General features: G+C 54.2%; 3 protein-coding genes. All 3 read right to left on the bottom strand.

Translation table 11 applies throughout. From position 1 onward, the window contains the following. Positions 1–168: 168 nt before the first annotated feature. Complete coding sequence (locus GHK62_RS31565; RefSeq protein ID WP_153440449.1) at positions 169–1,515, bottom strand: aspartate aminotransferase family protein; 1,347 nt, start codon at positions 1,513–1,515, stop codon at positions 169–171. A 51-nt stretch (positions 1,516–1,566) separates the two neighbouring features. Beyond that, positions 1,567–2,574 carry a Gfo/Idh/MocA family protein gene (locus GHK62_RS31560; protein ID WP_153442865.1) on the bottom strand — a complete coding sequence of 336 codons (1,008 nt, stop codon included), beginning with the start codon at positions 2,572–2,574 and terminating at the stop codon, positions 1,567–1,569. Positions 2,575–2,879: 305 nt separating this feature from the next. Next, positions 2,880–3,464 (bottom strand): LysE family translocator, encoded by a 585-nt coding sequence (locus GHK62_RS31555; protein ID WP_337733047.1) that lies wholly within the window; start codon positions 3,462–3,464, stop codon positions 2,880–2,882. Positions 3,465–3,536: the final 72 nt, after the last annotated feature.

Below are 3,536 nucleotides of genomic sequence, written 5' to 3'. Positions count from 1 at the left end.
ACATTTACAAACAGAATGACAAGCTCGCAACTCCCAAGCGGGATCGCAACGTTCTGCCGCGAAGTTTCAATTCGTCGAATTGAATGTAAGGACGTTCAATCAAACTGGTGCGCCGCAGGTTAGGTTCCGCGGCGCCCAATGACGTTAGCGCATTGGCCCAGTTCTCCCTCACGCTGCCTTTCTGCGCGCTTCCAGTACGGCTGCATCAATGGCCTCACCCAGTAGTTCGACGATTGTATCTATGTTCTCGCTTGTCACGATAAGAGGCGGGCAGATAACAACATGGTCCCCCACGTAACCGTCAATCGTGCCGGTGAGGGCGTGTGTAATAAGTCCCCTCGCCTGAGCGTTCTGGTAGATCTTGGAACTCAGGTCCTGCGATGCAGCGAAGGGCGCTTTCGTGCTCCTGTCCTCCACAAGTTCTACGGTCATCAACATCCCTCGACCGCGGATGTCGCCCACGTGTGGATGTTGGCCGAACCTCTCGTTGAGCCTGGCAGAGAGCAGGTTTCCCGTTGTCTTCACATGGTCAAGGAAACCGGGACCACGGAGGACCTTTTGGACAGCAATGGCAGCTGCACATGCAGTCGCATGCCCAGAATAGGTGTATCCTCCCTTGAAAGTGCCTGAACCGGACACGATAGCTTGGTAAATCTTTTCATTTACCATTGTTGCTCCGATCGGTTGATAGCCGGCGGCAATTCCCTTAGCAAATGTGAGGAAGTCTGGGGCAACTCCGTCCTGCTCGCAGGCGTGGAGCGTGCCCGTGCGCCCCAAGCCGCAGAATACCTCGTCAAGGATTAGCAGGACGCCGTATTTGTCGCAGATTTCCTTCACGCGTTTGAAGTAACCAGGTACTGGTGGCGTGGCTCCGTTGGTCGTCCCAGTGACGGTCTCGGCGATAAACGCCATTACCGTATTTGGGCCGAGACCCAAGATAGCCTGTTCCAGTTCATTCGCGACCCGCAGCCCGTACTGTTCCACGGTCTCGCTCTCTTGGCGACCCCGGTATTCGTAGCATGGTGAAATATGGAATACGTTTGCAAGAATGTCTTCAAAGGGAGCGCGGCGTGACAACTGGTGCCCGACACTAAGTGCGGTCAGATTAGCACCATGATAACTTGACCGTCTGCCGATAACCTTCTTTCGCTGAGGCTGACCAATCTCAACGAAGTATTGGCGCGCCATCATCACGGCGCTCTCTACTGCTTCGGAACCGCTGTTCGTAAAGAACACCCGCGTGAGGCCCTCAGGAGCATCGGTGGTCAGAATGGACGCAAGTTCTTCGAGGGGCTCCGAGGTAAACATCGCAGAATGGAAAAAGGCAAACTTCCCAATCTGTTCGCGAACGGCCTCTATGACCGATTCCTCGCTATGACCCAGGCATGAGACGCAGGCGCCGCCGGCGTAGCCGTCAATGTACCGCTTGCCGTCCTTGTCGATAATGTACATGCCCTCGCCTTTGACAGCGACTGGTAGATTGCGTTTTGGGATACGGTGGAACACGCTACTCATATGTCTCTCCTGATGGTTGTTGAATAGGAAGACGCTGCCTGCGTCTCACGGTTAGTTGGAAAGGTGGATCGTTCGACCACCTTCGGCGGCGGATGTGTATGCTGCCTCAACCACTTCCAGCACCCGCGCCGCGTCTCCAAAGTCCGCGATCGTTGGAGTTTTCTTCTCCAAGGCCTCGAGCACATGTTCGACGAATTTCGCGTAGTACAGATCGGTCTCAAATTCGACGGGCAAGAACTCTTGCTCCACGCCGGTCTCGTTGCCGGTCACGACATCAATGCCATCATTGATGGAACGCAGAAAACGTTTGCCGGCTCGAACTGAAAATGTGAATTCACGTTGCCGACCAGGCGCACTGGGGAAGGTGTACCCGCATTCAATCGTGCCAATTGTGCCGGAGGCACTCTTGAGCGTGATGGCGATAAAGTCCTCGATCGAAAGGTTATTGATGTGCGAGGTCGACAAAGCCGACACTGTCGTAATTTCACTGCCACTGAGGGACCTGAACATATCGACCATATGAACGCCGATGTTGATCAGTGGGCCGCCACCAGCTACCTCACGTTCTAGCATCCAGGGATTTCCCGCCTGAAGGTATCGGCTCGGCGGCCCCGCTATGAAACGAAAACTGGCATGATCGGTTCTTCCCAAGGCTTCGGCGTTCCGGAAAACGTCCATGGTTTCGCTCAGCCGGAATATGAAGGGAATCGCAACGAAGGCGCGCTGGCGTGAAGCTTTTTCTGCTAGCTGCCTAACGTCAGCCGATCTTATGCCACATGGCTTTTCGATCGCGATTGGAATCCCTTGATCAAGAAGGAAATTGGCTGTCTTCGGCATATCGATGTGCCTACCGAAAACGAAAGCCACATCTGGTCGCACCTGGGACACTAGTTCTTCGCACGTTTCGAACGATCGGGCTTGAAATCGTTTGGCCAGAGCTGTGCCAGTCGTGCCAGTAGGATCTGATACCCCCACTACTTCGACGGCGGCTCTTTCAAGAGCTTCGAGATATAGCGGCACGTGCCAATGAGCGGTGTCTATCAGAGCAACTTTTTTCACCAGAACTTCTCCTGTTCGAACTATTCTCTCACGAGGGAATGGCCGCTTCGGCCATTGGACCGCCGCTATCCTCTCTCAACCTCGATTATGCGAACATCGTTCTGTTTATATGGACTACGTCGGCGTGTCAACGAGGCAACCATTAGAATGATGCTACTCTGATTCGCGCAGGCGAATGCGTTGCGAGAGGAGCTGCGTTCGGGGCCGATGCTCCGCGTCGCACCGAGGTGGACAGTTCTTCCTAAACCCCGGTGATGAATATTAATGGAACACGATTCCACTAACTGTCGCAGCATCCAAAGAATCTAAGAAGCGAAAGCAGAAGAAAAGATCGTTACAGAAACGATCGTGAGCCAGATGGAAGCGATGCGATGGGCTACCGCAAAGCGGGCGTCACGAGCGTTCAAACGTGTGGCTAGTGCTCCCACCGATCCCCAGGCGATTGCGATCGCCGCCACACAAAAACAAAACAGCGCCAGGTGGAGGAGGAAGCGCTCCTCCACGGCAGGGTGAAGTATCACAAGGCCAAAAATCAACGCCTTTGGATTCAGCACGGTTGTGAGATATACGCGGCGGGCCGTTACTTGATAATGACCCATTCCTCGCTCTGACGAGGCCCACAATTTGACAGCAAGATGCAATACCCAGATCGCGGCCAAAACCTTGATTGTCATCGCCGCCACGGGCCAATCGTTAAATACTGCGGATCCAATCCACGAAAGCGGCATAGTCGTGGTAAGATAGCCCGCCAGTTCCGCGGGCACAAACCGCACCATCCTTAAAAACCCTTTTTGAGTTCCTGCAAGAGCCATCAGGGTGTTGGTTGGCCCAGGCGCCATCAGAAGGGCAAGGACCGCAATCACAAAGGAAGCCAGTTCCACGACGGTCACCGTAATCTACTTAATGGCTGCCTGCGATAACCATTGATCCGTTTCGGCAGCAAGAGGTATGCTCGATTGACT

Source organism: Sinorhizobium terangae, from assembly GCF_009601505.1.
Taxonomy (GTDB): domain Bacteria; phylum Pseudomonadota; class Alphaproteobacteria; order Rhizobiales; family Rhizobiaceae; genus Sinorhizobium; species Sinorhizobium terangae.
The sequence above is the reverse complement of the archived record's forward strand: the minus strand, read 5'-3'. Positions and strand labels throughout refer to the sequence as shown.

Coding starts and splice junctions, on each gene's coding strand:
- GHK62_RS31565 (WP_153440449.1), bottom strand. CDS start 1,515: ATGAGTAGCGTGTTCCACCGTATCCCAAAACGCAATCTACCAGTCGCT.